This window comes from Aeromicrobium choanae (genome assembly GCF_900167475.1).
Taxonomy (GTDB): domain Bacteria; phylum Actinomycetota; class Actinomycetes; order Propionibacteriales; family Nocardioidaceae; genus Aeromicrobium; species Aeromicrobium choanae.
Genome location: NZ_LT796768.1, coordinates 165,430 through 192,387, shown reverse-complemented (window position 1 = coordinate 192,387; position 26,958 = coordinate 165,430). Strand labels below are relative to the sequence as shown.

Here is a 26,958-nt window from a genome sequence, read left to right as displayed (position 1 = left end):
TCTTGAGGTAATCTGAATCCGCTGATGAGGCCAATGTCGTCCTCGCCCAGTTCCTTCCGCATGGCATCGACGACAGGTTCTCTCCATGGATCGTCCTCTCTTCTCGGCCGCGCCCCCGGCGCAAGGCCTCTACGACCCCGCCAACGAGCACGACAACTGTGGCGTCGCCTTCGTGGCCACGCTCACCGGCGTCCCCAGCCACGAGATGGTCCAGCACGGCCTGACCGCGCTGCGCAATCTCGACCACCGTGGCGCCGTCGGCGGCGAGCCCAACACCGGTGACGGCGCCGGTATCCTCATGCAGGTCCCCGACCGGTTCCTGCGCGGTGTCGCCCCCGTCGAGCTGCCCGAGCTCGGTCACTACGCCGCCGGCATGGCGTTCCTGCCGCGCGACCGCGTCACCGCCGCCAAGGCCGACGTCGAGGCCATCGCCGCGGAGGAGGGCCTCGAGGTCCTGGGCTGGCGCGACGTGCCGGTCGAGCCCTCCATCCTCGGCTCGATGGCATACGCCGCGATGCCCGCGTTCCAGCTCTTCTTCGTCACGACGCCCGACCGCTCGGCGGCGGGCATCGAGCTCGACCGCCTCACGTTCGCGGTCAACAAGCGCGCGCACCACGAGGTGGGCGTCTACTTCCCGTCGCTGTCGTCGCGCACCCTCGTCTACAAGGGCATGCTCACGACCGAGCAGCTCGACGTGTTCTTCCCCGACCTGCTCGACGAGCGCATGGAGTCGGCGCTGGCGATCGTGCACAGCCGCTTCTCCACCAACACGTTCCCGAGCTGGCCGCTGGCGCACCCGTTCCGGTACCTGGCGCACAACGGCGAGATCAACACGGCCCGCGGCAACCGCAACTGGATGCGGGCCCGCGAGGCGCTGCTCGAGAGCGACCTGATCCCGGGCGACCTGACGCGCCTGTACCCGATCTGCAGCCCTGACGGCTCCGACACGGCGTCGCTCGACGAGGTGCTGGAGCTGCTGCACCTCGGCGGTCGCTCGCTGCCGCACGCGGTCATGATGATGATCCCCGAGGCGTGGGAGAACAACGCCGAGATGGATCCCGCACGCCGCGCGTTCTACGAGTTCCACTCCACCGTGATGGAGGCCTGGGACGGCCCCGCGGCGGTCTGCTTCACCGACGGCACCCAGATCGGCGCGGTCCTGGACCGCAACGGCCTGCGCCCCGGCCGCTACGTCATCACCGAGGACGGCCTCGTCGTGCTCGCCTCCGAGGCGGGCGTGCTCGACATCGACCCCAAGACGATCACCCGCAAGGGGCGTGTCGAGCCGGGCAAGATGTTCCTGCTCGACCTGGCCGAGCACCGCGTCGTCGAGGACCACGAGATCAAGGGCTCGCTCGCGAGCGAGCAGCCCTACGAGGAGTGGCTCTACTCGGGCCTGGTCCGGTTCGAGGACCTGCCCGACCTCGAGCACATCGTGCACACGCACGCCTCCGTCGCCCGCCGCCAGCAGGTGTTCGGCTACACCGAGGAGGAGGTGCGCAAGCTCGTCGCGCCCATCGCGCGCACGGGTGCCGAGACGATCGGCTCGATGGGCACCGACACGCCGATCGCGGCGCTGTCCGAGCGTCCTCGCCTGCTGTTCGACTACTTCAGCCAGCTGTTCGCGCAGGTGACCAACCCGCCGCTCGACGCGATCCGCGAGGAGGTCGTCACCTCGCTCGCCGGCACGATCGGTCCCGAGAAGAACCTGCTCGACCCGAGCCCGGCCTCGTGCCGCATGCTCCAGCTGCCGTTCCCCGTGATCGACAGCGACGAGCTGGCCAAGATCCGCCACATGAACCGAGACGGCGACATGCCCGGTTTCAGCGTGCACGTCGTCCGCGGCCTGTACGACGTCCTGGGCGGGGGAGAGGCCCTCGCGAAGCGCCTCGAGGAGATCTGCGCCGAGGTGTCGGAGGCGATCGTCGAGCGCGGCGCGCGCATCATCGTGCTGTCCGACCGTCACTCCAACGTCGACCTGGCCCCGATCCCGTCGCTCCTGCTCACGGGCGCGGTGCACCACCACATGGTGCGCGAGCGGCTGCGCACGCAGGCTGGCCTGCTGATCGAGGCCGGTGACGTCCGCGAGGTCCACCACGTGGCCCTGCTCATCGGCTACGGCGCCACCGCGGTCAACCCCTACCTCGCGCTGGAGACGGCCGAGGACCTGGCTCGCGAGGGCGTCTACGTCGAGGCCGTCGATCCCACCAAGGCGGCGCGCAACGTGGCCTACGGGCTGGGCAAGGGCGTCCTGAAGGTGATGAGCAAGATCGGCGTCTCGACCGTCTCGTCGTACACCGGCGCGCAGATCTTCGAGTGCGTCGGCCTGGCGAACGACGTCATCGAGCGCTACTTCACCGGCACGTCGAGCAAGCTCGGCGGCGTCGGCCTCGACGTCATCGCCGAGGAGGTGCACGCGCGCCACCTCAAGGCCTACCCGACCAAGGGCATCGCCGGGACGCGCCGCCAGCTCGAGGTCGGCGGTGAGTACCAGTGGCGCCGTCAGGGCCCCGAGCACCTCTTCGACCCGGACACCGTCTTCCGCCTCCAGCACTCCACGCGCACGGGCCGGTACGACATCTTCAAGCAGTACACGGAGAAGATCGACGACCAGGCCAGCCGCCTCATGACCCTGCGCGGCCTGATGAAGTTCAAGGCCGAGCGCCAGCCGATCTCGATCGACGAGGTCGAGCCGATCTCGGAGATCGTGAAGCGGTTCTCCACCGGCGCGATGTCCTACGGCTCCATCAGCCAGGAGGCGCACGAGACCCTCGCCATCGCGATGAACCGCCTCGGCGGCAAGTCGAACACCGGCGAGGGCGGCGAGGACCCCGAGCGCCTCTACGACCCCGAGCGCCGCTCGGCGATCAAGCAGGTCGCCTCGGGCCGCTTCGGCGTCACGAGCGAGTACCTCACCAACGCCGACGACATCCAGATCAAGATGGCCCAGGGTGCCAAGCCCGGCGAGGGCGGCCAGCTGCCCGGACCGAAGGTGTACCCGTGGGTGGCCAAGACCCGTCACTCGACGCCGGGCGTGGGCCTCATCAGCCCGCCGCCGCACCACGACATCTACTCGATCGAGGATCTCAAGCAGCTGATCCACGACCTGAAGAACGCCAACCCGTCGGCCCGCGTCCACGTGAAGCTGGTCTCCGAGGTCGGCGTCGGCACGGTCGCGGCCGGTGTCTCGAAGGCCAAGGCCGACGTGGTGCTGATCTCGGGTCACGACGGTGGCACGGGCGCGTCGCCGCTGACGAGCCTCAAGCACGCCGGCGGCCCGTGGGAGCTCGGCCTGGCTGAGACCCAGCAGACGCTGCTGCTCAACGGCCTGCGCGACCGCATCGTCGTGCAGGTCGACGGTCAGCTCAAGACCGGCCGGGACGTCGTCATCGCGGCGCTCCTCGGCGGCGAGGAGTTCGGCTTCGCGACCGCGCCCCTGGTGGTGTCGGGCTGCATCATGATGCGCGTCTGCCACCTCGACACCTGCCCCGTGGGCGTCGCCACGCAGAACCGCTCACTGCGCGAGAAGTACTCCGGCAAGGCCGAGTACGTCGTGAACTTCTTCGAGTTCATCGCGCAGGAGGTCCGCGAGATCCTCGCCGAGCTCGGGTTCCGCAGCATCGACGAGGCCGTCGGTCACGCCGAGGTCCTCGACGTGCGCGAGGCGATCGACCACTGGAAGGCCAGCTCGCTGGACCTGACGCCGGTGCTGTACGTCCCCGAGCTGCCCCAGGGTGCCTCGCTGCGACGCTCCACCTCGCAGGACCACGGGCTCGAGCGGGCGCTCGACAACGAGCTCATCGCGCTGGCCGGTGACGCGCTGGAGAAGGGTGAGCCCGTCCGGGCCCAGCTCGAGATCCGCAACGTCAACCGCACCGTCGGCACGATGCTCGGCCACGAGGTCACGAAGCGCTACCGCGGAGCGGGCCTGCCCGACGACACGATCGACATCACGTTCCTCGGGTCGGCGGGCCAGTCGTTCGGCGCGTTCGTGCCGCGCGGCATCACGCTGCGACTCGAGGGCGACGGCAACGACTACGTCGGCAAGGGCCTGTCGGGCGGCCGCATCGTGGTCCGCCCGCCGCGCGAGTCCCAGTTCGCCGCCGAGGCGCAGATCCTCGCCGGCAACGTGATCGGCTTCGGCGCCACCGGCGGCGAGATCTTCCTCCGCGGGAAGGTGGGCGAGCGCTTCTGCGTCCGCAACTCCGGCGCCACGGCGGTCGTCGAGGGCGTGGGCGACCACGCACTCGAGTACATGACCGGCGGCCGCGTGGTGATCCTCGGCCCCACGGGACGCAACGTCGCCGCGGGCATGAGCGGCGGGTCGGCCTACGTGCTCGACCTCGATCCCGACGTGGTCAACCCCGAGATGGTCGAGCTGCGCCCGGTGCCCGAGGGCACGGGCGCCGAGCTGGAGGCCATCGTGCGCCGTCACTTCGAGGAGACGGGCTCGGTCGTGGCCGAGCAGCTGCTCCGCGACTGGACGGCCAGCCTGGCCCGCATCACCGAGATCATGCCGGTCAACTACCGGCGGGTCCTGGAAGCAAAGGCCTCGGCGGAGTCCGAAGGACTCTCCGAGGACGAGACGACTGCACGCATGATGGAGGTGGCAGCCCGTGGCTGATCCCCGAGGTTTCATGACCACGCCCCGCCAGGTGGCCGAGCGCCGCCCGGTCGAGGAGCGGGTGAACGACTGGAACGAGGTGTACCCCGGCGGTGCGGGCCGAGCCCTGCTGCCGATCATCTCGGAGCAGGCTGGACGCTGCATGGACTGCGGCATCCCGTTCTGCCACCAGGGCTGCCCTCTGGGCAACCTGATCCCCGAGTGGAACGACCTGGTCTGGCGCGACGACTGGGAGGACGCGATCGATCGCCTGCACGCGACGAACAACTTCCCGGAGTTCACGGGGCGCCTGTGCCCCGCGCCGTGCGAGACGGCCTGCGTGGTGGGGATCAACCGTGATCCCGTCACGATCAAGAACGTCGAGGTCTCGATCATCGACAAGGCCTGGGACATGCACAACGTCAAGCCCGAGACGCCCGAGTGGCTGACCGGCAAGACGGTGGCGGTCGTGGGCTCCGGCCCCGCGGGCCTGGCGGTCGCGCAGCAGCTGACGCGTGCCGGCCACACCGTGGCGGTGTACGAGCGCGACGACAAGGCCGGCGGTCTGCTGCGCTACGGCATCCCCGAGTTCAAGATGGAGAAGTCGCACGTCGACCGCCGCGTCAACCAGATGCAGCGCGAGGGCACGGTCTTCCGTACCGGCGTGGCGGTAGGCGAGGCGATCACGGGCCAGCAGCTGCGTGAGCGCTACGACGCCGTCGTGCTCGCGATCGGCTCCACCGTCCGTCGCGACCTGCCCGCGCCCGGCCGCGAGTTCGCCGGCATCCACCAGGCGATGGACTACCTGCCGCAGGCCAACCGCGTCGCGGTGGGCGAGACGGTCGAGGACCAGATCCTCGCCACCGGCAAGGACGTCGTCATCATCGGTGGCGGCGACACCGGCGCCGACTGCCTCGGCACCGCGATCCGCCAGGGCGCGCGCTCGGTCACCAGCCTCGAGATCATGCCGCGCCCGAGCGAGGAGCGTGCCGACGCCCACCCGTGGCCGACGTACCCGATGATCTACCGCGTCGCGTCGGCCCACGAGGAGGGCGGCGAGCGGGTCTACGCGGTCTCCACCAAGGAGTTCGAGGGCGACGAGGACGGCAACGTCAGCGGCCTGCGGATCACCGAGGTCGAGCTCGTCGACGGCCGCTTCCAGGAGGTGCCGGGCAGCGAGAAGGTGCTCCCGGCCCAGCTGGTGCTGTTCGCCATGGGCTTCACCGGCCCCGAGACGGGCGGCGTCGTCGAGCAGCTCGGCGTCGACCTGGACGAGCGCGGCAACATCAAGCGCGACCTGGACTACATGTCCAGCGTCGAGGGCGTCTTCGTGGCCGGCGACGCCGGTCGAGGCCAGTCGCTCATCGTGTGGGCCATCGCGGAAGGGCGCGGCGCAGCCGCCGGCGTGGACGCCTGGCTGACCGGCTCGACCACGCTTCCCACGCCGATTCCGCCCACGGCGCGACCGCTGGTGGTCTGATTCCGACCGGGCCGCGGGTCAGGTGACTCGCGGTTCGGTTCGGGACAGGACTAGGGTGGCTGATGTGCGTAGAGCCAAGATCGTCTGCACCCTGGGACCCGCGACCGACACTGCTGAACGCATCCTCGAGCTGGCGATAGCCGGCATGGACGTGGCTCGGCTCAACATGAGCCACGGCGAGCAGAGTGAGCAGCTCCGCCGGCTCGAACGCGTCCGCCAGGCGGCGGACGCCACCGGCAAGGCGATTGCCGTGCTGGCCGACCTCCAGGGCCCCAAGATCCGCCTCGGGCGGTTCTCCGACGGACCCCACGAGCTGAACTTCGGCGACCGCTTCACGATCACCACGCGTGACGTCGAGGGCGTCCGCGACGAGTGCTCGACGACCTACTCGGGCCTTCCCGGCGACGTCCAGGCCGGCGACGAGATCCTCATCGACGACGGCAAGGTGCGCCTGCGCGCCACCGAGGTCACCGACACCGACGTCGTCACCACGGTCGAGGTGCCCGGCGAGGTCAGCAACAACAAGGGCATCAACCTGCCCGGCGTGAACGTCAGCGTGCCGGCGATGAGCGAGAAGGACATCGACGACCTGCGCTGGGCGCTGCGCGCCAATGTGGACTTCATCGCGCTGTCGTTCGTGCGCAGCGCCGAGGACGCCGCCGACGTGCGCGCGATCATGGACGAGGAGGGCATCCACCGCCCGATCATCGCCAAGATCGAGAAGCCGCAGGCCGTGGCGAACCTCGACGAGATCGTCGACGCGTTCGACGGCTTCATGGTGGCCCGCGGCGACCTGGGCGTCGAGCTGCCGCTCGAGGACGTCCCGATCGTGCAGAAGCTCATCATCGAGAAGGCGCGTCGCAACGCCAAGCCGGTCATCGTGGCCACCCAGATGCTCGAGTCGATGATCTCGGCACCGCGGCCCACCCGCGCCGAGGCCAGCGACGTCGCGAACGCGGTGCTCGACGGCGCCGACGCGGTGATGCTCTCGGGCGAGACCAGCGTGGGTCGCTTCCCGATCCAGACCGTGCGGATCATGGCGCGGATCGTCGCGTCCACCGAGGACCACGGCCTCCCGCGCATGGCCGCGTTCACGTGGGAGCCCAAGACCACCACCGGCATCATCTGCCGGGCCGCCTCCCAAGTGGCGGCGTCGGTCGAGGCCGACCTGATGGTCGCCTTCACCACCACGGGCGACTCGGCCCGCCGCATGGCGCGCTACCGCTCGTCGATCCCGGTCCTGGCGTTCACGCCGCACACGCTCGTGCGCAACCAGCTCGCGCTCACGTGGGGCGTGGAGACCTTCCTGACCCCCGAGATCAGCCACACCGACCAGATCGCGCTCCAGGTCGACCGCGAGCTGCTGGGCCAGCAGAGGTGCGAGCAGGGCCGCCGCGTCGTCATCGTGGCCGGTGCCCCTCCGGGCATCCCCGGCTCCACCAACGCGCTGCGCGTGCACAAGATGGGCGACGCGGTCAACCGCGTCGTCGCGGCCTACGACCCCGACGAGGCGCCGCCCACCATCGCCTGACGGGGACGGATCTTTCGACCTTCGGCACCCTTGAGGGGACGCATCTTGAGACCTTCAGGTCGTCCCAGCGACATCTTGGTACTACGTTCCCTCCTCACGGGCGGGCGGCGCGCCGCAGTTGGTCGATCACGAGGTCCCGTTGGTGCCGGATGGCGAACGACGAGAACACGAGCACGCGCCGGCCGTCGATCACCAGCTCGTTGGTGCGGTGCAGGTCGTCGCTCCACTGCTCGACCGCCAGGTGGGGGATCCCGTGGATCTCGACGGCGAGGTGAGACTCCTCCCACCACACGTCGAGGTAGTACCGATGGTCCTGTCCCTCAGCCCTGACCTGGCGGCTCGGTCGGGGGAGTCCAGCGAGAAGTCGGATCTCGTCGAAGTCGCGCTCGGGCAGTGACTGGATCCCGCCGGCTGCGTCGAGGATCGACTGGATGATGACTGCGCGATGCCGGCAGGGACCGCGTCGGCTCAGTGCGTCGCGCATGCGACGGACATTCGTCAGGCGCTGCTGGAACGCGGCGATGACGAGGACCCGAGCTGCTTGCTTCGTCGAGGCCCAGCTCGCCGCGTCGATGACACTGCGTTCGAGGCTGGTCATGCGAGGCGAGCGGTTGGCCGGGACGTCCTCCGTTCCGAGCATCGTGCTCCAGTGGACGACCGCGGCCGTCGAAGGGCGCTTGGCTCCCGAAGGCAGGACAACGTGGACCTGGCTGGGCTCGAATCCTCGGAGCCCGAGGCGCGTGGCGGCGGTCAGGCCGGCGAGCGCCGAGCCCGGGGGACAGGCAGCCAGCACCACGCGCTCGCGCTGATCTGCCGTGAGGGGGCCACTGTGGGTGACGATGACGCCACGAGTCGGTCGTTGCCATCGCCCGGTCGCGAGCCGGTGGCGGACGGCGGAGCGTCCGTGGAGTGAGTTCGCCTGCGCAGTGGTGAGGACGTCGGCCATGCAGCTGACCGTGGCGCGCGCAAGACGTTCCGGGGAGGGGCGTGCATCCGGCTGTGGACGGTGAGTGCCGGCCGAGGCCCCCTGTGGAAACGCATCTTGGTACCAAGATGTCGTTGGAACGACCCGAAGGTCGAAAGTTCCGTCGCTACAGGTGGCGGAAGGTAGAAAGATCAGTCTCAGGGTGCCGAGAGCGGGACTCGAACCCGCACGCCCTTTCGGACAATGGTTTTTGAGACCATCGCGTCTACCATTCCGCCATCTCGGCGCACTGTCGTGCCCGATAACCTTACGGGGTGACCGACCCAGAACGCTCGACCGCCCCCGCGCCTCGTGTGGTGATCGCCGAGGACGAAGCCCTCATCCGGATGGACCTCGCCGAGATGCTCGTCGAGCAGGGCTACGAGGTCGTCGGTGAGGCCGCCGACGGGCAGGTCGCCGTCGATCTCGCCCGCGAGCACCGCCCCGACCTGGTGATGATGGACGTCCAGATGCCCGGCGTCGACGGGATCACCGCGGCGTCGCAGATCGCGGCCGAGCGCATCGCGCCGGTCGTGATGCTCACCGCGTTCAGTCAGCGCGAGCTGGTCGAGCGCGCTCGCGAGGCCGGCGCGATGGCGTACCTCGTGAAGCCGTTCACCGCGTCCGACCTGGTCCCGGCGATCGAGATGGCCCGCAGCCGCTACGCCGAGCTGCGCGCCCTCGAGGGCGAGGTCGGCGACCTCCACGAGCAGCTCGCCACGCGAAAGGTCGTCGAACGGGCCAAGTCGGTGCTGCAGGAGACCCTCGGACTGACCGAGCCGGAGGCGTTCCGCTGGATCCAGAAGACGGCCATGGACGTGAGGCTGTCGATGCGGCAGGTGGCCGAGGCCGTCATCGAGAACGGGCCGTCGTTGCAGGGTTGAGCATCCTCGCGCAGCAACGGTTACAAGTTGGCTACGAAACCTCCCAATCACGCAGCATGCGAGATTTGGAAACTTCTGGCGACTAGGTTGTGGGTCACATCGTGCCGGGCGAACCGTCCCGTGCTCGGATTAACTCACACGGAGGATTGATGAAGCGCTCCACCACGACGCTCCGTCTGGCCGCTCTGGCCAGTGCCAGCGCACTCGTCCTCGCTGCCTGTGGCGGCGGCGACGACAGCTCTGACGACACCGACAAGTCCGTAGCGAAGGGTGACGGCGAGTTCGTCGTCGGTTCGCTGCTCCCGCAGACCGGCAGCCTGGCCTTCCTCGGCCCGCCGGAGTTCGCGGGTGTGGACCTCGCCGTCCAGGAGATCAACGAGGCCGGTGGCGTCCTGGGCAAGGACGCGCGCCACGTCAAGGGCGACTCGGGCGACACCGACTCGGGCATCGCGCCGACCGAGACCGACAAGCTGCTCAAGGCCAAGTCCGACGTCATCGTCGGTGCCGCCTCGTCCGGCGTCTCGCTGACCGTCATCGACAAGATCCTGAGCGCGGGCGTCGTCCAGTACTCGCCGGCCAACACGTCGACCGACTTCGACACCGGCAAGTACGCCGAGCCCGACCTCTACTTCCGTACGGCTCCGTCCGACATCCTGCAGGGCGCCGTGCTGGCGAACCTGCTGGTGCAGGACGGCCGTCAGAACGTCGCGATCCTCGCGCGCCAGGACTCCTACGGTGAGACCCTGGCCGAAGAGGTCAAGAAGGGCCTCGAGGCCGCCGGCTCCAAGGTCGCCGTCACGTCGTTCTACGGCGAGAAGGCTCCTTCGTACGACTCGCAGGTCGACGACGTCGCCGCGGCCAAGCCGGACGCCGTCCTGCTGATCGCGTTCGACGAGACCAAGAAGATCATCCCGCAGCTGGTCAGCAAGGGTGTCGGCCCGCAGGACGTCTCGACGTACTTCGTCGACGGCAACGTGTCGGACTACTCGAAGGAGTCGTTCGCCGGCGAGCTGAAGGGCGTCAAGGGCACGGTCCCCGGCGCCGAGGCTGCCGACGACTTCAAGGACCGTCTGCTCGCCGTCGATCCGGAGCTGAAGGACTTCTCCTACGCGGCGGAGTCCTACGACGCGGTCGTCACCTCGGCGCTGGCGGCCATCGCGGCCGACAACGACTCGGGCGAGGCCATCGCCTCCGAGCTCGTCGAGGTCACGAAGGGCGGCGAGAAGTGCACCACGTTCAAGCAGTGCGCTGATCTGCTGGCCGACGACAAGGACATCGACTACGACGGTGTCTCCGGTCCGATCGAGCTGGGCAAGACGGGCAGCCCGACGTCCGCCTCCATCGGCATCTACGAGTACGACGCCAAGGGCGGCTACGCGGCGGTCGACTACATCGCGGGCGACATCTGAGTCGACTGACTCACTCTCCGCACACAGGAGGGCCCGGGGCACACGCCCCGGGCCCTTCGCCTTTCCCTCCCACGGGGGAGATGAGCACAGACGAGAGCGCCGCCTCCCTCAGGGGAGGCGGCGCTCTCGTCGTGTGCTCTGGGTGCGGTGTCAGCCCGCCTGACGGCCCAGGGTGCCGAGGTAGAGCTCGATCACCTTGGGGTCGTTCGCCAGCTCGCGACCGGTGCCGCTGTAGGCCGTGGTGCCCTGGTCCAGGACGTAGCCGCGGTCGCAGATCTGCAGGCAGCGGCGAGCGTTCTGCTCGACCATGATGATCGAGACGCCGGCCTGGTTGATCTTGCGGGTCTGCACGAAGACCTCGTCCTGCATGACGGGGGACAGGCCCGCGGAGGGCTCGTCCAGCAGCAGCACGGAGGGCTCCATCATGAGCGCCCGGCCCATCGCCACCATCTGGCGCTCACCACCGGAGAGCGAGCCCGCCCGCTGCTTGGCCCGCTGGCCGAGCGTGGGGAACAGGTCGGTGACGAACGCGAACCGGTCCTTGAACTTCGAGGGAGCCTGGTAGCAGCCCATCTCGAGGTTCTCCTCGATCGTGAGGCTCGGGAACACGTTGTTCGTCTGGGGGACGAACCCGATGCCCTGGCTGACCAGGACGTCGGCGCGCTTGTTCGTGATCTCCTCGCCACCGAGCAGCACCGTGCCCGAGTGGATCTTCACGAGTCCGAACAGGGCCTTGAGCAAGGTGGACTTGCCGGCGCCGTTCGGGCCGATGATGCCGACCAGCTCGCCGGGCTGGCAGTACAGGTCGGCGCCGTTGAGGATGTTCACGCCCGGCAGGTAGCCGGCGATGAGGTTGTCCGCGCGCACGACGGCGCCGTCGGCGCCCTCGATGTGCTTGCGGCGCTCGGCCTCCGGCGTCTGGGGGGTGGGGATGGCGTCGCTCATTTGTCGGTCTCCTCGGCTTCGATCTCGGCCTCGACCTGCGCGGCGAGCTGCTCTTCGTCCAGCTCGGTGAGGTCCTCGTCGTGGTGGGCGCCCAGGTACGCGTCGATGACGCGCTGGTCGGCCATGACGGCCTCCGGGGTGCCCTCGGCGACGATCTGCCCCTGGGCCATGACGATGACCCAGTCGGAGATGTCGCGGACCATGTCCATGTCGTGCTCGACGAACAGGACCGTGCGGCCCTCGTCGCGCAGCGACTTCACGTGACCCAGCAGGGACTGCTTGAGTGCCGGGTTCACGCCCGCCATCGGCTCGTCGAGCATGATCAGCTCGGGGTCGACCATGAGCGCGCGTGCCATCTCGAGCAGCTTGCGCTGACCGCCGGACAGCGAGCCGGCGAAGTCCTCGCGCTTGGCATCGAGCTTGAAGCGGGCGAGGAGGTCGTCCGCGCGAGCGGTGATCTCGTCCTCCTGGCCACGCCACAGCGTCTTCAGGATCGACGGGAAGAACCTCTCCCCGCGCTGGCCCGTGGCACCGAGGCGCATGTTCTCGATGACCGTGAGCTTCGAGAGCACCTTGGTCAGCTGGAACGTGCGCACCATGCCCAGGCGCGCCACCTTGTAGGCGGGCACCTTGGCCAGCGAGCTGTCGTTGAACGCCCACGAGCCGCTGTCGGGGATGTCGAACCCGGTGAGCAGGTTGAACAGCGTCGTCTTGCCGGCGCCGTTCGGGCCGATCAGCGCGGTGATGACGCCGCGCTGGATCTCGACGTGCTGGACGTCGACGGCCTTGAGTCCGCCGAACGTGCGGGTGATGTCGTCGCCCACCACGATCGGATCGGGCTTGCTGACGCCCGGATCGTTGGGCAGGGCGGCGAGTGCCTCGCGGGCACTGGTGATGTCAACGGTCATCGAGCGCGATCTCCCTTCGGTCGCCGAAGATCCCCTGGGGTCGGTAGATCATCAGCAGCATGAGGCCGAGGCCCATGAGGATGTAGCGGATCAGGCTGGCCTGCGTGTCGGTCATGACCGAGGCCGGGATCAGCGGGTCGACGCCACTGGTGGCCTGGCTGAAGAACTCGCCGAGGCCACTGATGAGGAACCAGAAGATCATCGAGCCGACGACGGGTCCGAGCACGCGGGCCGCGCCACCGATCAGCAGTGCCGTGTAGGCGAAGAACGTCAGGTTGGTGCTGTAGTCCGACGGGACGACCGAGGCCTGCTTGAGGGCGTAGAAGATGCCGCCCAGGCCGCCGATCATGCCGCCGAGCATGAGCGCCTGCATCTTGTAGAGGAAGACGTTCTTGCCCAGCGAGCGCACGGCGTCCTCGTCCTCGCGGATCGAGCGGAGCACGCGACCCCACGGGCTGCGCATGAGCGCCCAGGTCAGCAGGCAGCACAGGGCGACGACGGCCCAGCCGACCGTCATGGCCCACAGGTCGTTGCGACCCCAGGACGCGAAGCCCACGTCGATGCCGCCGGTGTAGGGGTTGAGGCTGTTCCACGTGTCGGTGAAGCCGTTGAGGCCGTTCGAGCCGCCGAACACGGCCTTGGTCTCGACGGCGCCGAACACGAGGCGCAGGATCTCCGCCGCCGCGATGGTGACGATCGCCAGGTAGTCGGCCCGGAGTCTCAGCGTGGGTACGCCGAGCACCAGGGCCAGCAGCAGCGACGCGAGCAGGCCGGCCGCGATGCCCACGGGCAGCGGCAGGTCGAGCCGGACCATCGTGACCGCGAGGCCGTAGGCGCCGACCGCCATGAAGCCGGCCTGGCCGAAGTTCAGCAGTCCGGTGTAGCCGAAGTGGATGTTGAGGCCGATCGCGGCGAGCGCGAACACGATCGCCTGCGGGCCGAAGGCGTTGGAGAACGCCGCATCGATGATGTTGCCGATGTCCATGTCAGCCGATCCTCTCCGCGCGGCCCAGGATGCCCTGCGGCCTGATGAGCAGGATGAGGATGAGCACGATCAGCGCGCCCACCTCCTTGATGGAGCTGGGGACGCCCAGCAGTGGCCCGACCTCGGTGATGATGCCGATGATCAGCGAGCCGAGGACGGCGCCCCAGACGGTGCCGAGGCCGCCGAGGACGGTGGCGGCGAACACCATGAGCAGCAGCTGGTAGCCCATCATGAAGTTGACCTGGCTGTTGACGCCCAGCAGGACGCCGGCCAGAGCCGACAGTGCGGCTCCCATCGTCCAGACCGAGGAGATCACGCCGTCGACACGCATGCCGGACGAGGCCGACAGGGCCGGGTTGTCCGAGACGGCACGCATGGCCTTGCCCAGGCGGGTGCGGGTCATGATCGTGGCGACGATGGCGATGGCGACGATCGCGGTGCCCATGATCGCGATCTCCTTGTTCGACAGGTCGAACAGGCCGAAGTCGCGGGCGCGCTGGGACGTGTACTCGTTGTACGAGCGCGTCGAGGCGCCGAAGGAGAACTGGTACAGGTTGCGCAGCAGCAGGCCCAGACCGATGGAGACGATCATCATCGCGATGATGCCGGTGCCGCGACTGCGCAGTGGCCGCCACAGCACACGATCCTGACCCCAGCCGAACAGGCCACCGATGCCGATCGTCAGCAGGCCGGCCAGGATGAGTGGCAGTCCGAGCGTCACGTTGAGGAAGTACGCCGTGATCGCGCCGAAGGTGATCAGCTCGCCGTGGGAGAAGTTCGTCAGGCCGGTCGTGCCGAAGATCAGTGACAGTCCCATCGCGGCGAGCGCGATGATCAGGCCGTACTTGATGCCGGAGATCGTGCTGTCGACGAGGCGCTCGATGAACGGCGTGGCCTCGACGACCTTGCCGTTCAGCGGGAAGGCCACGTTCTGGCCGGAGGCGAGGTTGACCGTGAGGTCGAGTGACTTCTTGCCGGTGAGCTTGACGCCCGCGGGAAGGGTCGACTCGTCGATCGTGACCTTGTACTTGCCCTTGCCGGGGATCGCGACGGCGGCGACGCCCGTCTCGTTGGTGACGGCGCTGCCGATCTCGGTGCCCGACTCGTCGGACACGGTGACGGTGACGTCGGGGACAGGCGGCGGGTTGTCGCCGGCCTTGCCCTCCTTCTGGTCGAGCAGCCGCACGCGGATGGCCGGACCTGTCACGGGGGCATCGGAGGCCGGCGCTGAGGCGCTGGGTCCGGGGGTGGGGGACGTGGTCTCAGCCATCGCCGGGTTCGCGAGAAACACGAGCCCGGCGAAGATCACCGAGAGCAGCGCCGCTGTTCGCAGTCGCACACATTCTCCTGTCGATGGCTGCGCGCCGGGGTCAGGCGCGCCAGAAGTCGATCCTGAAGAGCATAGCCATCAGAGCGATTCCGCGCGTCGCTCTCGCGGGTCCCGTAGGTAACAGTTCGGTTTCGATTGACGACCCGCCACCAGCCATTCCCAGGTGACGACTCGGGGCGTAGGCTGTCGCCCGTCCCCGTCCGTCCCCCGCCCGGAGGTTCCACGTCGATGGCATTGCGCCAGCCGGTCGAGATCCGCGATGTCGAGGTCGACGACGCAGCGTCCCTCATCGAACTGTGGTCCGCGTGTGCCGAGGCCGTGCGCGACGAGGGCTCCGAGGCGTTCACGCAGCAGGGTCTGTGGAGATGCCCCACCGAGGCCGAGGCGCGTGAGGCGATCGAGTTCAACGCCCGCGAGCACCGCCGCCGCTTCCTGGTGGCGATCGTCGGCGGCGAGATCGTGGCCGCCGCGGCCGCCGACCTCGCCACCCTCAACCCCATCACGATGTCGCGGGTGATGATCGTGTCCGACCTGCAGGTGCGGCCCAGCCACCGCCGCCGGTCGATCGCCTCCGGTCTGCTGGCCGTCATCGCCGCCCATGCCGAGGAGGAGGACTGCGAGCTCGTGCTGGCGTCCTCCGCGGCCCACGCGCGCGAGCCCAACCGCTACCTGACGAAGCTGGGCTTCAACCAGATCGCCGTCCTGCGAGCGATCCCCGTCGGCAAGCTCAACGCGCGGCTCGCGGCCAAGGCCTCCGGCTCGCGCGAGACCGGCCGGCTGCTGGCCGTCCGACGCTCGCTGCGACGTCGCGCGGCCGTCCGCGGCTGACCTGTCGGAGGGGCCGACTAGGGTCGTGGCGTGGACCGACTCCTGCTGATCGACGGACATTCGGTGGCGTACCGCGCCTTCTTCGCTCTGCCCGTCGAGAACTTCGCGACGACGACGGGCCAGAGCACCAACGCGGTCTTCGGCTTCACCTCGATGCTGATCAACGTGCTGCGCGACGAGCAGCCGACGCACGTGTGCGTCGCGTTCGACCTCTCGCGCCACTCGTTCCGCACCGAGGAGTACGCCGAGTACAAGGCGAACCGCTCGAAGTCGCCCGAGGAGTTCAGCGGCCAGGTCGAGTTGGTCAAGGAGGTCCTCGACGCGATGGACATCCGTCACGTCGACAAGGCCGGCTACGAGGCCGACGACATCATCGCCACCCTCGCCACGCGGGCCGAGGCGGCCGGCATGGAGGTCCTCGTCTGCTCGGGCGACCGCGACGCGCTGCAGCTCGTCACCGAGCAGGTCACCGTGCTCTACCCGCGCAAGGGCGTCTCGGACCTGGCGCGGATGACGCCCACGTCCGTGCAGGAGAAGTACGGGGTGCTGCCCGAGTTCTACCCCGACATCGCAGCCCTGGTCGGCGAGACCAGCGACAACCTGCCGGGCGTGCCCGGCGTGGGCCCCAAGACGGCCGCGAAGTGGATCAACTCCTACGGCACGCTCGAGGCCCTGATCGGCCGCGTCGACGAGGTGCCGGGCAAGGCCGGGCAGTCGCTGCGCGAGCACCTCGACTCGGTGATGCGCAACCGCCGCCTCAACGCCCTCGTCCGCGACCTCGACCTCCCGCTCGGGCCGGCCGACCTGCACCTGGACACCGCGTTCGATCGCGAGAAGGTCCACACGGTCTTCGACTCGCTCGAGTTCACCGCGTTGCGCGAGCGGCTCTTCACGACGTTCCCCGGCACCACCGACGAGGTCGAGCCCGAGGCGGGCTTCGCCATCTCCGGCCGCACCCTGGCGTCAGGCGAGGTGGCCGCGTGGCTCGAGCAGCACGCCACGGTCGACGTGGGCCTGCACGTCCAGGGATCGTGGGGTCGCGGCGGTGGCGATGTGATCGCCCTCGCCGTCGCCTCGCCGGACGAGGCCGCCTGGATCGACGTCGAGCAGATCTCGCCCGAGGACGACGCCGCCCTCGGGGCCTGGCTGGCCGACCCCGAGCGGGGCAAGGTGCTGCACGACGCGAAGGGCCCGATGCTGGCGTTGGCCGAGCGCGGATGGCGCCTGCGCGGGCTGCGGGCCGACACGGCCCTCTCGGCCTACCTCGTGCGCCCCGACCAGCGCTCGTACGACCTGGGCGACCTGTCGGTGCGCTACCTCAAGCGCGAGCTGCGCGACGACACCGCCGACAGCGGTCAGCTGTCGCTGGACACCGACGACGACGCCGAGATCGCGATGCTGCGCGCTCGTGCCGCGCTCGATCTGTCCGCCGCGCTCGCGCGGGAGGTGGAAGAGGCCGGTGGCACCCGGCTGCTGGCCGAGGTCGAGCTGCCGCTCGTGTCCACCCTGGCCCGGATGGAGCAGGCGGGGATCGCCGTCGACGACGACGCCCTGCTCGAGCTGGAGTCCGAGTTCGCCTCACGTGCGCAGCAGGCGGCCGACGCCGCGTACGAGTCCATCGGCGGCAAGGAGATCAACCTCGGCTCGCCCAAGCAGCTGCAGGTCGTGCTCTTCGAGGACCTCGGCATGCCCAAGACCAAGCGCACCAAGACGGGCTACACGACCGACGCCGACTCGCTGCAGCAGCTGTACGCCAAGACCGAGCACCCGTTCCTCGAGCACCTGCTCGCGCACCGTGACGTCACGAAGCTGCGTCAGACGGTGGAGACCCTCCGTCGCTCGATCTCCGACGACGGTCGGATCCACACCACGTACGCCCAGACCATCGCGGCCACGGGGCGGCTCAGCTCCAACGACCCGAACCTGCAGAACATCCCGATCCGCACCGCGTCGGGGCGTCGGATCCGCGAGGCGTTCGTCGTGGGGAAGGGGTACGACACCCTCCTCACCGCCGACTACAGCCAGATCGAGATGCGGATCATGGCCGACCTGTCCGAGGACGCCGACCTGATCGAGGCGTTCAACTCGGGCGAGGACTTCCACACCGTGATGGCCGCGAAGGTCTTCGAGCGCGATCCCGACGACATCGGCACCGAGCTGCGTGCGCGGATCAAGGCGATGAACTACGGCCTGGCCTACGGGCTCTCGGCCTACGGCCTCAGTCAGCAGCTCTCGATCTCCACCGGCGAGGCCCAAGGCCTCATGGACGACTACTTCCAGCGCTTCGGCGGCGTCCGCGACTACCTGCGCAGCCTCGTCGACGAGGCCCGCCAGACCGGCTTCACCGAGACGATCATGGGACGCCGGCGCTACCTGCCCGACCTGCAGAGCGACAACCGTCAGCGGCGCGAGATGGCCGAGCGGATGGCGCTGAACGCCCCGATCCAGGGCTCGGCGGCCGACATCATCAAGGTCGCGATGCTCAAGGTGGAGCGCGCGATCGACGAGGCCGGCCTCGAGTCGCGGATGCTGCTGCAGGTGCACGACGAGCTCGTGCTCGAGACCACGACGGCCGAGCTCGACGAGCTCACGACCCTGGTCCGCCGCGAGATGGCAGCGGCCGCGGACCTGTCAGTGCCGCTCGACGTCTCCGTCGGAGTCGGCCGCACCTGGCACGAAGCCGGTCACTGAGTCCTCGGCAAGCGCTGAGCCCTCGGCAAGCACCGGGTCGTCGGCAGAGGCCTGCGCTGGGGCGTCATGGCCCCGCATCGGTCGCAGTAGGGGCCAGGCCAGCAGCAGGGCCGCGACCACGGCGCCGACGCAGGCCATGGTGACGACGAGTCCGACGATGCCGATCGACCAGAACCAGGCCACGGCGAACACCGTGCCCGACGCCACCCACAGCAGCACGGCCACGCCGGTCGAGCGACGCGCCAGGGCGTCGAACACCAGCAGGTAGACGATCGCCAGGAACGTCCCCGACAGCGCGAACAGCCACAGGTCGTCGGCGACCTCGCCGTACTGGTCGCCGCCCACGAGGATCAGGGCCAGCTGCGGCAGCACGGCACTGCCCGCGACCACGAGCAGACCGAGCACGGCCACGAGGCCGGCGGCCCGCAGCCGGGTGCGGTGCGACGAGTCGCGCGCGAGGCTCGGGAAGAACACCACGCTCACGAACTGCGGCAGGAACAGGGTGGACTTCGTCAGGATGAGGCCTGACGCGTAGAGGCCGCTGTCGTGTGCCTCGAAGCCGCCGCGGGCCAGCAGGGCGTCGACGTTGCTGAAGGCGAAGTAGGCGAGGAGGGTGGACGCCGAGGCCACCGTCTCGAAGACCAGCGGGCGACGACTGTGCACGTCACCCGTGCCGCTGGTCTTGAGGAGCCCGGCGCCGAGCAGGACGGGCAGCCACGCGCCGATCGCCAGTCCCATCATGGCGCTCGTGGCGGAGGGCTCGATGAGCACGCCGGCGACGCCACCGAACAGCCGGCCCAGGCCGTTGCCGACGTAGAGCGCGGCCAGCTTGCCCCACCGTCCGGTGCCCTGGGCGACGCCGAGCTGGGCTCCGGCGAGCGTGAGCGGCACGAGCATGGCGCCGCACCAGATGACGGCCCACATCGAGTCGAAGGAGAAGGCCGGAGTGAGCACCGGGCTGGACAGTGCCACCGCGAGTCCGACCGCGAGCGAGACCGCCAGGGCCACGCGTGACGCGGTGAGGACGATCTGCGCCGTGTGGTCCGGGTGCACCGAGATCCGACGGGCGATCGATGCCTGCAGGGCCAGCGCGACGACGTTCGCGATGAGGATGAGGCTGAGCAGGGCCGTGAGGGCGCCGAACTCGGCGGGTACCAACAACCGGGCGGCGGCGAGGTTGAAGCCGTAGGTGGCGACGTTCATCACCATCATGGCGACGGCGACGATCGAGCCGCTGGAGACGGTGGCCCGGGTGGATCGGTTCATGAGGCCTCCCCGTGGACGGCATCGGCGAAGCGCAGCACCTGCGGCATCATCCAGGCCCACACGTGCGGCGCCGACTCGTTGGTGAAGTGCAGCCCGTCCTCGTAGAGCGGGTCGTTCCCGAGCAGCGGCTGGTACCCGTTCGGGCAGAGGGCGGCGTACGAGTCGATCACCGGGACGTCGTTCTCGGCGGCCCAGGCGGTGGCGATGGCGTTGACGCGCTCGACCCGCTCGATGTCGTTGAGCTGCTGCATCTCGACCTTGTCGAACGCGGGGATGTCGTGGCACGCGAGGGTGGACAACGCCAGCTTGCCCGCGTCGCCGCCCTTGCGGTCGACCTCGTCGAGCGCCTCGCGGACGAGACGCTCGTGCTCGGGGGAGCCGAACTCCGCGACCTCGTCGCCCTTCACGAGGTCGGACAGGAAGGTCTGCGGCACGAAGAACAGCAGCACGTCGGGCTGCTGGGCCGAGACGAGGGCGGGCCACTCATCGCGCCATTCCAGGCAGCTGCGCGTGGGTTCGGTGGTCTCGCCGTCGACCCGCTTCTGCAGCGCGAACGGGTCGCACCCGAGATGGGTGGTCTGGCTCATCGACAGCTGCCGGAACTCGTGGGTGGCCACGTTCCGGTAGAGGCTGTACGGGATCGAGTTGCCGAGCAGCATCGTCGAGCGCCGCGCCTCCGCCGTGTACGGATCGGGCGTCAGCTTCAGCGGCTTCTGGCCCGGCTTCAGCGCGTAGCCCGAGAGCTCGCCCTGCGGGGGCTCGGAGTGGGCGACGACGAAGGCGCTCGCGACGACGAGCGGCGCAGCCAGCACGGCGACCGCGCGGGAGAAGCCGCGCGCCGAGCCGAAGAACGGGCGGCGACCGCGGACGGGGCCCTCGATGAACCGGTAGGTGAGCCACGCCAGCAGCACCGACAGCCCGACGCGGACGGCGTCGAGCGCCAGACCGTCGAGGCCGACGACCCCCTCGTGGACGAACACGATGATCGGCCAGTGCCAGAGGTAGAGGGGATAGGAGATCAGGCCGATCCAGCGGGGGACCGGGCTGCCCAGGACCTTGGTGAAGGTGCCGTTCGTGCCGCTGGCCGCCGCGAGGATCGCCACGAGGGCGGCCAGGCAGATGACGACGAGCCCGCCGCGGAAGACGATGCCGGACTCGGAGTCGAGCCCCACCATGGCCGCGACGACCACCGCGAGACCGGCCCACGCGGTGACGTCGGTCAGGACGGGGGAGCGGCGCTCGCGGAAGGCTGCGTGGCCCAGGAACAGGGCCGCGCACACGCCGATCAGCAGCTCGAACGCTCGCGTCACGGTGCTGTAGTACAGCGTCGTGATCTCGGTGCCGTTCGCGTAGCCGGTGGCCATCGCGGCGGCCGAGGCGAGAGCCAGTACGGCGAAGACCAGTGCCTGCCCGCGCCGCTTCCGCACCACGAGTCCGACCGCGATGAGCAGCAGCGGGAAGACGATGTAGAACTGCTCCTCGATCGACAGCGACCAGGTGTGCCGGACCGGCGAGGGGATCGAGAGCTGGTCGAAGTACTGCTCGTCGCCCAGCATGAAGCGCCAGTTCGAGACGTAGAACAGCGACGAGACGATGTCCCACGCGACGGCGGTGCGACGGCCGGGGACGGTCCAGATCCACGCCGCGACCGACACGGCCAGCAGCACCGTGACCAGCGAGGGCAGCAGGCGCCGCATCCGCGCGCCCCAGAAGCGCACGACGCTGATCCGGCCCCACCGCTCGCGTTCGAAGACGAGCAGGTTGGTGATCAGGAAGCCCGAGAGGACGAAGAACAGGTCGACGCCCAGCCAGCCGCCGGGCAGGGCGCGCTCGTCGAGGTGGAAGACGAGCACGCCGGCGATGGCGACGGCGCGCAGGCCGTCGAGCGCGGGCCGGTAGGGCAGGCGCGCACGCGTCGAGGGGACAGGAGCCGACATGGGAGAGGAGGCAGCGGGCGGGGCCCGCGGGACTCAGCGGCCGTCTTCGAGGAGCCGGCGGCGGGCGCCACCGTCGGCGAGGTCGTCGCGGTCGTCGTAGCGGTCGGCACGGTCGTCGTAGCGGTCGTGGTCCGACGCGGATTCGTAGCTGCCCCGGTGGTCGGAGCGGCTGCCCCGGGCGCGCTCCACCTGGTGGCTGAAGCCGAACAGCGCCGCGCCGACGCCGGCGATGCCCACCGCCGCGATGATCGCGGCGAGCGCCCGGTAGAGGTACTGCGTGTTGATCGGGCCGCAGACCCCTTCCTGGAACTTGTCCGAGGGCGGCTGCAGCGCGGATCCGCACTCGAAGATCGCTCCGGAGCTGGTCTGGATGTCGGTGATGGGCGTCAGCAGCAGGTAGATCCCGTAGGCCAGGAACGGGATCGCCGCGAGGATCGCGACCTTCGTGCCGAGGTTCGGCACGGGACGAGAACGCACATCAGGGTCGTCGAGCATGTGACGCATACTACTATGACCAGCGCCGTGCGTACGCGCGGGTAACCAAGAGTTAGGGCAGTGTCTGTGCGCCGTGGGATCGTCCTCGCTGGGGGTCTGGGGACCCGTTTGCGAGTCGCGGTCGGCGACCTGCCCAAGCCGCTCGTCGACGTCGGGGGCGAGCCCCTCGTCGCCCACCAGATCCGCCGCCTCGTCGAGGCGGGCGTGCCCGACGTGGTCGTCGCCGTGGGGTTCGGCGCCCAGCAGGTGCAGGACGCCCTGGGAACGGGCGACCGCTGGGGCGCCCGGCTGACGTACAGCCGAGAGGACCAGCCGCTCGGCACCGGCGGCGCGCTCGCCCTCGCCGCGCGGTCGGTCGACGCCGAGGACACCGTGGTCGTCGTCAACGGCGACCTGCTGTCGCGGCACGACCTCGCCGCGCAGGTCGCCGCCTTCGAGCGCTCGGGCGCCGCCGGCTCGATCCACGTCCGCGAGGTGCCCGATGCCCGCGCCTACGGTGTCGTCACCCTCGACGACACCGGGACGCGCGTCGCCGGCTTCCACGAGAAGCCCGTCGAGCCGGGCCCGGGGCTCGTCAACGCCGGCACCTACGTGATGCGCGGCGACGTCCTGCGGGGACTGCCCACCACGGTGCCGCTGTCGCTCGAGGTCGACGTCTTCCCCGGGCTGGTCGCGAGCGCCGACGTCCGAGCCCACCGCGACGACGCCGCCTTCCTCGACGTGGGCACACCCGAGGCACTCGAGCAGGCGCGGCAGTCGTGGGGGTGACGGCGACGCCGGTGCGCCGCCGGGTCGCCTCCCTCGACGGCATCCGCGGCGGCTTCATGGCGCTCTTCATGGCGTACCACTTCGGGCTGACGGCGCTGACCGGCGCCTGGACCGGGATCAACGTCTTCTTCGTGCTCTCGGGCTTCCTCATCGCGCGGCTGCTGATCACCGAGCGCGAGCGCTTCGGGCGAGTCGACCTCCTCGGGTTCTACCGCCGTCGTGCACGTCGCCTGCTGCCGGCGCTCGTCGTGCTGCTGCTCGTGGTCGCCACCTGGGCGCTGCTGCTGGCCGACGACGCCACGCGCCGCCAGCTGCGGGGCGACATCGTCGCCACGCTGGGCTTCGTCATGAACTGGCGGCTGATCGCCGAGGCCGACCAGTACTTCGCCGAGTTCGGCTCGGCGTCGATGCTGCGCCACGCGTGGACGCTGTCGGTCGAGGAGCAGTTCTACGTCGTGGTGCCGCTCCTGCTGGCGGCGCTCGCCTGGATCGGCTCACGCCGAGTCGCGATCGCGGTGCTCGCACTGCTGGCCGTCGGCTCGGCGTGGTGGACCGCGCAGGTCGGGCTCGACGGTGCCTCCGCCCAGGCGCACGCCTACTACGGCACCGACACCCGCCTGCAGTCCCTGCTGGTCGGCGTCCTGCTGGCGCACCTGCTCGCCGGCCCGGCCGCCCTGCGCACGCCCTCACGCGCGGTGCTGGAGCCGGTCTCCTGGCTGTCGCTCGGCGCCCTGCTCGCGGCCCTCGTGCTGGTGGACCCGATGTCGCCCCTGTTCTTCGAGCAGGGCGGGATGCTGGTCCAGTCGGCCGTCGTCGCGGTGCTGGTGTGGGCGTGCGTCGCGCGCCCCGACCTGTCCGTGCACCGGGTGCTGGGCTGGCGACCACTGGCCTACCTGGGGGAGCGCAGCTACGGGCTGTACCTCTACCACTGGCCGGTCAAGCTGTGGCTGGAGCGCGAGGTGCCGGGGATGTCCGCCGCGGTGGAGATCGCGGTCGGCTGCGTCGTCACCACGGCGCTGGCAGCGCTGAGCTACCGCTACCTCGAGCGTCCCGTCCTCGATCATGGACTGCGCGGCCTGGTGCCGCGGCTGCGACGGCCGGGGTGGCTGGCGGTGGCCGGCCCGGCGGCCGTCGTGGTGATGGCCGTGGTGGTCGGGCAGGTGCCTGCGACGGGAGAGACCGTCGCGCGCCCTGACATCCCATCGCTGAAGGCCGACCAGCCCGTCTACGAGGCCGCGGACGAGACCACCCGCGTCGCGATGTTCGGCGACTCCCTGCCCGACCGGCTGGCCGAGGTCTTCCCGCAGGAGCAGTACGAGGACCTCTCGGTGGTGTCGCTCGCGGTGCCCGGCTGCGACCTGCTCGAATCGCGCATCGCGTACCGCGAGCTGCAGCAGGACGAGCCCTGCCGCGCGGCCAAGCGCGACTTCGCGGCGAACCTGCGCGAGTCCGGTGCCGACACGGCGCTGGTCATGCTGCCGACGTTCGCGGCGATCCCGCACGAGGATCCCGACGGCAACCCCATCTGGCTCGACTCCCCGCGGTTCCGCCGCGAGGTCATCGAGGCGCTCGACCGGCTGCGCGACGACGCCTCGGAGGCGCAGGTCGGGCTGCAGGTGGCCACCCTGCCGTGCCGTGACCCGCGCCAGATGGCCACGATCCCGGGCATCGCGGCCTACGTCGCCGACCATCCCGAGGTCATCGACGCGACCGCCGAGCCGACCGTCGTGAACGAGTGGGTCCGGGCCTGGGCGAGGTCCCGCTCCGTGCCACTCGTCGACGTCTACGAGGCCTTGGGCTGCGGGGACGGTCCCGTGAGAGAGGTCAACGGCATCACCTTGTTCAGCGACGGACTGCACTTCGACGACGAGGCCGCGGCAATGGTCTGGACCTGGCTCGCGCCGCTGGTCCGCGACCAGGCGGGGGAGGCGGCCCGGTGAGCAACACCTTCTCCCTCAGGACCAGCCAGGGCACCCGCAGCGCCACACTCGACGGGGTGCGGGGGCTCGCCGTGGTGGTGCTGCTGGCCTACCACTTCGGCATCGAGGCGCTGCAGGGCGCGTGGGTCGGGATCAGCCTGTTCTTCGTGTTCTCCGGCTACGTGATCGTCACGATCATGCTCAAGGAGCACGCTCGGTCGGGCCGGATCGACGTCGTGCAGTTCTTCCGGCGCCGCGCCCGGCGCCTGCTCCCCGCCCTGACGATCATGCTGCTCGTCATCGCGACGTGGGCGGCGCTCGCCGCCGACCACGCGACGCGCCGGTCGATGCGCGGCGACATCTTCGCCACGATGGGCTTCGTCATGAACTGGCGGCTGGTCCAACAGGCCGACCAGTACTTCGTCGAGTGGGCGAACCCGTCGTTCCTGCGCCACGTGTGGACCCTGGCGGTGGAGGAGCAGTTCTACCTCGTCGCTCCGTTCCTCGTGCTGGCGCTGATTCGCTTCGTGCACCGCCGCCTCACGCGCGTCCTGATCGTCTCCGGACTGGCCACCGCTTCCGCCGTGTGGACGGCGATGATCGGCGTCGGCTCCACGGAGGCCCAGGCGCACGCCTACTACGGCACCGACACGCGCGTGCAGGCGCTGCTCGCCGGCATGGCCGTGGCGTTCGCCGTCGGTCCCGACCGCGACGGCCGCCGGCCGGCCGACATGCGGCCGCGCGTCGCCGGCTTCTGGGCGTGGGCGGCCACGCTGACCTCGATCGTGTGCTTCTTCGTCGTGCCGCCGCTCTCGCCGTTCATGTTCGAGTCCGGCGGGATGCTCATGCTGGCCGCGCTGACGGCGGTCGGCCTGGCCGGTGCGGTGCAGGTCGGGTCTGGCCTGTTCCGGCGCGTCTTCACGATCGCCCCGCTGGTCTACCTCGGCATCCTCACGTACGGGCTCTACCTGTGGCACTGGCCGGTCAAGCTGTGGCTCGACCGCTACGCGCCCGAGCTGCCGCTCGAGGGCACGCTGATCCTCGGCTCGCTGGTGACCCTGGCGCTGGCCGCCCTGAGCTTCCACCTCGTGGAGGTCCCCGTGATGCTCGGCGGGCTGGCGCGGCTCACCGGCGGGATCGACCGTGGTCGCGTGCTCGCGGTCGCGAGCACCGTGGCCGTGCTGTTCGCCGCCGTGCGGGTGGGCGACGTGCCCACCGTCGAGGAGGACATCGCCGCGGGACGCGTGCCCGCGCTGGTCGACGGCACCCCGGCCTACGCGCCCGCCGGGGAGACGGTGCGCGCCGCCCTCTACGGCGACTCCGTCGCCCACTACCTCGCGCAGGGGTTCCCCGACCGGACCTTCGCCGACCTCGAGGTCACCGACCTGGCCACCGAGGGCTGCAGCCTGCTGCCGCTGCCGATCCACTGGACGCCGCGCAACCAGGAGCAGATCTCCGACGACTGCCGCGAGGGACGCGAGAACCTCACGGACGACCTGCGCGACGCGGATGCCGACGTGCTCGTGCTGATGGTCGGCTCGGTGCTGGGCGTCCCGCACCAGCTCGAGGACGGCACCCTGCTGGAGGTCGACGACCCCGGGTACCGCGAGATGGTGGAGGAGCAGCTCGACGGTCTCCTCGCCTCGGCGCGCTCCGCCGATGTCGAGCAGGTGCAGATCGCCACCCTGCCGTGCCGCGCCGACTCCATTGGGGACTATCAGATCGACCCGCAGGACGAGGACTGGTTCGCCGAGCGGCCCGAGATCGCCGAGACGGTGATCGATCCGCGCCGGATCAACACGTGGCTCACGCAGTGGGCCGAGCGCAACGCGCTGCCCGTGCTGGACCTCTACGACGCCCTGGAGTGCCAGCGGGGGTTCGCCCGCGAGCGTCATGGGATCGTGATGTTCCGCGACCAGCTGCACTTCTCCGACGAGGCCACCCCGATGGTGTGGACCTGGCTGGCACCGGCCATCCGTGAACGTTGGCAGACCCGGGCGTGAACCGGCTTCTTT

General features: G+C 69.9%; 18 protein-coding genes and 1 tRNA gene. 10 read left to right on the top strand and 9 right to left on the bottom strand.

Annotated features, from left to right (window positions below):
• Positions 1-85: 85 nt before the first annotated feature.
• From gltB to pyk, 3 genes are all read left to right on the top strand, one after another.
• The gene (gltB, locus tag B5D60_RS00845; protein ID WP_078698390.1) at positions 86-4,624 is read left to right on the top strand and encodes a glutamate synthase large subunit; all 4,539 of its coding nucleotides are present in this window, start codon (positions 86-88) and stop codon (positions 4,622-4,624) included.
• Positions 4,617-6,083 carry a glutamate synthase subunit beta gene (locus tag B5D60_RS00840; RefSeq protein ID WP_078698389.1) on the top strand — a complete coding sequence of 489 codons (1,467 nt, stop codon included), beginning with the start codon at positions 4,617-4,619 and terminating at the stop codon, positions 6,081-6,083. The genes gltB and B5D60_RS00840 overlap by 8 nt, the downstream gene beginning before the upstream one ends.
• Before the next feature lie 64 nt (positions 6,084-6,147).
• Positions 6,148-7,614, top strand: a complete 1,467-nt coding sequence (gene pyk, locus B5D60_RS00835; protein ID WP_078698388.1) for a pyruvate kinase — start codon at positions 6,148-6,150, stop codon at positions 7,612-7,614.
• A 94-nt stretch (positions 7,615-7,708) separates the two neighbouring features.
• Here pyk and B5D60_RS00830 read toward each other — a convergent pair whose 3' ends face one another.
• Both B5D60_RS00830 and B5D60_RS00825 read right to left on the bottom strand, forming a co-directional pair.
• Complete coding sequence (locus B5D60_RS00830) at positions 7,709-8,560, bottom strand: hypothetical protein (RefSeq protein WP_078698387.1); 852 nt, start codon at positions 8,558-8,560, stop codon at positions 7,709-7,711.
• A gap of 182 nt (positions 8,561-8,742) precedes the next feature.
• Positions 8,743-8,825, bottom strand: a tRNA-Leu gene (locus B5D60_RS00825).
• Positions 8,826-8,853: 28 nt separating this feature from the next.
• Here B5D60_RS00825 and B5D60_RS00820 point away from each other — a divergent pair.
• Together B5D60_RS00820 and B5D60_RS00815 are read left to right on the top strand one after the other, a co-directional pair.
• Positions 8,854-9,462: an ANTAR domain-containing response regulator gene (locus B5D60_RS00820; RefSeq protein ID WP_197684356.1), complete on the top strand. Its 609-nt coding sequence runs from the start codon at positions 8,854-8,856 to the stop codon at positions 9,460-9,462.
• Positions 9,463-9,611: 149 nt separating this feature from the next.
• Positions 9,612-10,871, top strand: coding sequence for an ABC transporter substrate-binding protein (locus tag B5D60_RS00815; protein ID WP_078698386.1), 1,260 nt, complete (start codon positions 9,612-9,614; stop codon positions 10,869-10,871).
• Between the two features lie 150 nt (positions 10,872-11,021).
• Here B5D60_RS00815 and B5D60_RS00810 read toward each other — a convergent pair whose 3' ends face one another.
• From B5D60_RS00810 to B5D60_RS00795, 4 genes are read right to left on the bottom strand one after another with little or no spacing between them, the layout of a single operon-like run.
• Complete coding sequence (locus B5D60_RS00810; RefSeq protein WP_078698385.1) at positions 11,022-11,816, bottom strand: ABC transporter ATP-binding protein; 795 nt, start codon at positions 11,814-11,816, stop codon at positions 11,022-11,024.
• On the bottom strand, positions 11,813-12,724 hold the full coding sequence (locus tag B5D60_RS00805; protein ID WP_078698384.1) for an ABC transporter ATP-binding protein: 912 nt from the start codon (positions 12,722-12,724) through the stop codon (positions 11,813-11,815). The genes B5D60_RS00810 and B5D60_RS00805 overlap by 4 nt, the downstream gene beginning before the upstream one ends.
• Positions 12,714-13,709, bottom strand: coding sequence for a branched-chain amino acid ABC transporter permease (locus tag B5D60_RS00800; protein ID WP_078698383.1), 996 nt, complete (start codon positions 13,707-13,709; stop codon positions 12,714-12,716). The genes B5D60_RS00805 and B5D60_RS00800 overlap by 11 nt, the downstream gene beginning before the upstream one ends.
• Before the next feature lies 1 nt (position 13,710).
• Entirely contained in the window at positions 13,711-15,048 is a 1,338-nt protein-coding gene (locus B5D60_RS00795) for a branched-chain amino acid ABC transporter permease (RefSeq protein WP_078698382.1), read from the bottom strand.
• A 219-nt stretch (positions 15,049-15,267) separates the two neighbouring features.
• Here B5D60_RS00795 and B5D60_RS00790 point away from each other — a divergent pair, with 219 nt between their 5' ends.
• Positions 15,268-15,867 carry a GNAT family N-acetyltransferase gene (locus B5D60_RS00790; RefSeq protein ID WP_078698381.1) on the top strand — a complete coding sequence of 200 codons (600 nt, stop codon included), beginning with the start codon at positions 15,268-15,270 and terminating at the stop codon, positions 15,865-15,867.
• A gap of 30 nt (positions 15,868-15,897) precedes the next feature.
• Positions 15,898-18,558, top strand: coding sequence for a DNA polymerase I (polA, locus tag B5D60_RS00785; RefSeq protein WP_078698380.1), 2,661 nt, complete (start codon positions 15,898-15,900; stop codon positions 18,556-18,558).
• Here polA and B5D60_RS00780 read toward each other — a convergent pair.
• From B5D60_RS00780 to B5D60_RS00770, 3 genes are read right to left on the bottom strand one after another with little or no spacing between them, the layout of a single operon-like run.
• Positions 18,499-19,824 (bottom strand): lipopolysaccharide biosynthesis protein, encoded by a 1,326-nt coding sequence (locus tag B5D60_RS00780; RefSeq protein ID WP_078698379.1) that lies wholly within the window; start codon positions 19,822-19,824, stop codon positions 18,499-18,501. The two genes, polA and B5D60_RS00780, sit on opposite strands and share 60 nt — an antisense overlap.
• Positions 19,821-21,761 (bottom strand): acyltransferase family protein, encoded by a 1,941-nt coding sequence (locus B5D60_RS00775; protein ID WP_078698378.1) that lies wholly within the window; start codon positions 21,759-21,761, stop codon positions 19,821-19,823. The genes B5D60_RS00780 and B5D60_RS00775 overlap by 4 nt, the downstream gene beginning before the upstream one ends.
• Before the next feature lie 33 nt (positions 21,762-21,794).
• Entirely contained in the window at positions 21,795-22,238 is a 444-nt protein-coding gene (locus B5D60_RS00770) for a hypothetical protein (RefSeq protein ID WP_153302817.1), read from the bottom strand.
• A 78-nt stretch (positions 22,239-22,316) separates the two neighbouring features.
• On the opposite strand from B5D60_RS00770, the gene B5D60_RS00765 reads away from it, so the two are divergent.
• Genes B5D60_RS00765 through B5D60_RS00755 form a run of 3 tightly spaced genes read left to right on the top strand, consistent with a single transcriptional unit; the run spans position 22,317 to position 26,946 of the window.
• Positions 22,317-23,024 carry a nucleotidyltransferase family protein gene (locus B5D60_RS00765; RefSeq protein ID WP_078698376.1) on the top strand — a complete coding sequence of 236 codons (708 nt, stop codon included), beginning with the start codon at positions 22,317-22,319 and terminating at the stop codon, positions 23,022-23,024.
• Entirely contained in the window at positions 23,015-24,964 is a 1,950-nt protein-coding gene (locus B5D60_RS00760) for an acyltransferase family protein (RefSeq protein ID WP_078698375.1), read from the top strand. The genes B5D60_RS00765 and B5D60_RS00760 overlap by 10 nt, the downstream gene beginning before the upstream one ends.
• Entirely contained in the window at positions 24,961-26,946 is a 1,986-nt protein-coding gene (locus B5D60_RS00755) for an acyltransferase family protein (protein ID WP_172806216.1), read from the top strand. The genes B5D60_RS00760 and B5D60_RS00755 overlap by 4 nt, the downstream gene beginning before the upstream one ends.
• Positions 26,947-26,958 lie beyond the last annotated feature (12 nt).

Coding starts and splice junctions, on each gene's coding strand:
- B5D60_RS00810 (WP_078698385.1), bottom strand. CDS start 11,816: ATGAGCGACGCCATCCCCACCCCCCAGACGCCGGAGGCCGAGCGCCGC.
- gltB (WP_078698390.1), top strand. CDS start 86: ATGGATCGTCCTCTCTTCTCGGCCGCGCCCCCGGCGCAAGGCCTCTAC.
- B5D60_RS00790 (WP_078698381.1), top strand. CDS start 15,268: ATGGCATTGCGCCAGCCGGTCGAGATCCGCGATGTCGAGGTCGACGAC.
- B5D60_RS00780 (WP_078698379.1), bottom strand. CDS start 19,824: ATGAACCGATCCACCCGGGCCACCGTCTCCAGCGGCTCGATCGTCGCC.
- B5D60_RS00815 (WP_078698386.1), top strand. CDS start 9,612: ATGAAGCGCTCCACCACGACGCTCCGTCTGGCCGCTCTGGCCAGTGCC.
- B5D60_RS00775 (WP_078698378.1), bottom strand. CDS start 21,761: ATGTCGGCTCCTGTCCCCTCGACGCGTGCGCGCCTGCCCTACCGGCCC.
- B5D60_RS00800 (WP_078698383.1), bottom strand. CDS start 13,709: ATGGACATCGGCAACATCATCGATGCGGCGTTCTCCAACGCCTTCGGC.
- B5D60_RS00830 (WP_078698387.1), bottom strand. CDS start 8,560: ATGGCCGACGTCCTCACCACTGCGCAGGCGAACTCACTCCACGGACGC.
- B5D60_RS00805 (WP_078698384.1), bottom strand. CDS start 12,724: ATGACCGTTGACATCACCAGTGCCCGCGAGGCACTCGCCGCCCTGCCC.